This window comes from Xenophilus sp., assembly GCF_044462705.1.
Classification (GTDB): domain Bacteria; phylum Pseudomonadota; class Gammaproteobacteria; order Burkholderiales; family Burkholderiaceae_C; genus Xenophilus; species Xenophilus azovorans.
The window spans coordinates 1-3,363 of sequence record NZ_JBIQNC010000326.1 but is presented as its reverse complement, the minus strand read 5'-3'; the positions used below and the strand labels follow the sequence as shown (position 1 = coordinate 3,363).

The following is a 3,363-nucleotide window of genomic DNA, read 5'->3' as shown; positions in this document are numbered from 1 at the left end:
AGTTCCTCGGGTGCCCTGGCATGGCCTGCTCCGCGGCCTTCGGATCAGGGAAGGCTGTCGTGTTCCATGCGATGCGGACAGCGCGCGCCGCTCCATGAAAAACTGAAGCAGCCTGGGCGCCGCGCGGGCGGCACTGAAAAACTTTCACACCCGCCGCAACCATATTTCACGCACGCGGCGGAACCCCGCCCCTACAGTCCTGCTCCCGGCAGGCCCCGCAGCCGGCTGGGCCGTGCCTGTCAGCCAGGGCGCCGCCGGCGCCCGCGCCATTCCCACAACGACACACCAACAGGAGACGCGCCATGACCTGGCAGCAGATCTACGACCCGTTCGGCAACATGTTCATCTCCACCGCCCTCGCGGCGATCCCGGTGGTGGTGATGCTGGCCGCCCTGGGCTTCTTCCACATCAAGGCGCACATCGCGGCCGGCATGGGCCTGGTGGCGGCGCTGCTGGTGGCCATCTTCGCCTACGGCATGCCGGCCGACATGGCCGGCCGCGCGGCCCTGTTCGGCGGCTTCACCGGCCTGCTGCCCATCGGCTGGATCGTGCTGAACATCATCTTCCTGCACCAGCTCACCGAGCAGAACGGCAGCTTCGCCGTGCTGCAGGACTCGCTGTCGGGCATCACCGAGGACCGGCGCATCCAGCTCCTGCTGATCGCCTTCTGCTTCGGCGCCTTCTTCGAGGGCGCGGCCGGCTTCGGCACGCCGGTGGCGGTGACGGCGGCCATCCTGATCGGCCTGGGCTTCTCGCCGCTGGCGGCCTCGGGCCTGAGCCTGATCGCGAACACGGCGCCGGTGGCCTTCGGTGCGCTGGGCACGCCGGTGATCACCCTGGCCAAGGTGCACGGCTACGACCTGATGGAAGTGACGGCCATGATCGGCCGCCAGCTGCCCTTCTTCTCGCTGCTGGTGCCCTTCTGGCTGATCTGGGCCTTCGCCGGGCGCAAGGGCATGATGGAGATCTGGCCGGCCATCCTGGTCACCGGCGTGAGCTTCGCGGTGCCGCAGTACCTGGTGTCCAACTTCATCGGCCCCGAGCTGGTGGACATCATCGCCGCCATCGTCTCGATGATCTGCCTGGTCGCCTTCCTGCGCGTGTGGAAGCCGAAGAAGGTGTGGACCTCACCCTCGCTGCGCGGCCACGACCCGAGCGCCGCCGAAGCCAAGCCGCCGCAGCCCGTCACCCGCCACAGCACCCAGGCGCTGGTGGCCGCCTGGACGCCGTGGGTCATCCTGTCGGTGTTCGTCTTCGTCTGGGGCCTGCCCTCGGTCAAGACCTGGCTCAACGGCCTGTTCGCGCCTTCCTTCCCGATGGAAGGCCTGCACAACATGATCGAGAAGATGCCGCCCGTGGTGCCCACGCCGCACAAGGAAACGGCCGTCTACTCGCTGAACCTGCTGTCGGCCACCGGCACGGGCATCCTGGCGGCCGCCATCGTCGGCGCGCTGGTGATGAAGTACAACCCCGTGGCCATCGTGCGCACCTTCTTCAAGACGCTGTGGCTGGTGAAGTTCTCGCTGCTGACCATCGTGCTGATGCTGGCGCTGGGCACGCTCACCCGCTACTCGGGCACCGACACCACGCTGGGCCTGGCCTTCGCCAACACGGGCGTGCTGTATCCCTTCTTCGGCACGCTGATGGGCTGGCTGGGCGTGGCGCTCACCGGCTCCGACACCGCCTCCAACGTGCTGTTCGGCGGCATGCAGAAGGTGGCGGCCGAGCAGCTGCACCTGAGCCCCAACCTGATGGGCGCGGCCAACAGCTCGGGCGGCGTGATGGGCAAGATGATCGACGCGCAGTCGATCGTGGTCGCCTCCACCGCCACGCGCTGGTTCAACCACGAGGGCGACATCCTGCGCTACGTGTTCTTCCACTCCATCGCGCTGGCCTGCCTGGTCGGCCTGTACGTGACGATGCAGGCCTACGTCTGGCCGTTCACGCTGATGGTCGTGCATTGAACGGACAATTCGCCCCATGAGCGTCATCACCACCATCGAGGACCTGCGCGTGCTCGCCGAGCGGCGCGTGCCGCGCATGTTCTACGACTACGCCGACTCGGGTTCGTGGACGGAGGGCACCTACCGCGCCAACGAGGAGGACTTCCAGAAGATCAAGCTGCGCCAGCGCGTGGCGGTGAACATGGAGGGACGCACCACGGCGACCACGATGGCGGGCCAGGCAGCGGCGATGCCGGTGTCCATCGCGCCGGTGGGCCTGACGGGCATGCAGCACGCAGACGGCGAGATCCACGCCGCGCGCGCGGCCGAGAAGTTCGGCATCCCCTTCACGCTCTCGACCATGAGCATCTGCTCGATCGAGGACATCGCCGAGCACACGAAGGCGCCGTTCTGGTTCCAGCTCTACATGATGCGCGACCGCGAATCGATGGCCCGGATGATCGGCCGCGCGCGCGACGCCAACTGCAGCGCCCTGGTGCTCACGCTCGACCTGCAGGTGATCGGCCAGCGCCACAAGGACCTGAAGAACGGCCTGACGGCGCCGCCCAGGCCGACGCTGAAGAACATCCTCAACCTGATGACCAAGCCGCGCTGGTGCCTGGGCATGGCCGGCACGAAGCGGCGCACCTTCCGCAACCTGGTGGGCCACGTCAAGGGCGTCTCCGACATGAGCTCGCTGGCGGCCTGGACCAACGAGCAGTTCGACCCGCGCCTGTCGTGGGCCGACATCGAGTGGGTCAAGCGGCAGTGGGGCGGCAAGCTGATCCTCAAGGGCATCATGGTCGAGGAGGACGCGCGGCTGGCGGCCGAGGCGGGCGCGGACGCCATCGTGGTGAGCAACCACGGCGGGCGCCAGCTCGACGGCGCGCCCTCGAGCATCTCCGCGCTGCCGCCCATCGTCGACGCGGTGGGCGATCGGCTGGAGGTGTGGATGGACGGCGGCATCCGCAGCGGCCAGGACGTGCTCAAGGCCTGGGCGCTGGGCGCGCGCGGCACCATGATCGGCCGCGCCATGGCCTACGGCCTGGGCGCCATGGGCGAGGCCGGCGTCACCAAGGCGCTGCAGATCATCCACAAGGAGCTGGACGTGACGATGGCCTTCTGCGGGCACACGAACATCCAGAACGTGGATCGCTCGATCCTGCTGCCGGGGACGTATCCGACGGCCTGAAGCCGGGCTTTTGGGCTCTTGGCCTCGGGCTCAGTGCCGGCCCAGGCCCCGGTGAGGGGACGGTGGCGCTTCGGTGGAGCGGTCGGCGCGTTGCGCCGACTCCCCTGCGATGCTCGCGCGGCCGGGCCGGCGCAGAACTCGCTACGTTCACTTCGTTCACTGCGCTCAAACATCTGCGCCGAGTCAGATCACGAAGCATGCCTGTCCTGCGGCAGGCATGCAGCCCGG

The 3,363-nt window shown here is 68.3% G+C and carries 2 protein-coding genes; both read left to right on the top strand.

Annotation, left to right across the window (positions count from 1 at the left end; genetic code table 11):
• The first annotated feature begins 302 nt into the window (after positions 1–302).
• The gene (locus ACIY1X_RS25625) at positions 303–1,964 is read left to right on the top strand and encodes an L-lactate permease (RefSeq protein WP_399686292.1); all 1,662 of its coding nucleotides are present in this window, start codon (positions 303–305) and stop codon (positions 1,962–1,964) included.
• A 16-nt stretch (positions 1,965–1,980) separates the two neighbouring features.
• Positions 1,981–3,135, top strand: a complete 1,155-nt coding sequence (locus ACIY1X_RS25620; protein WP_038216083.1) for an alpha-hydroxy acid oxidase — start codon at positions 1,981–1,983, stop codon at positions 3,133–3,135.
• Positions 3,136–3,363 lie beyond the last annotated feature (228 nt).

Excerpts from the sequence above, each read along its gene's own strand:
- ACIY1X_RS25620 (WP_038216083.1), top strand. The coding sequence starts at position 1,981 with ATGAGCGTCATCACCACCATCGAGGACCTGCGCGTGCTCGCCGAGCGG.
- ACIY1X_RS25625 (WP_399686292.1), top strand. The coding sequence starts at position 303 with ATGACCTGGCAGCAGATCTACGACCCGTTCGGCAACATGTTCATCTCC.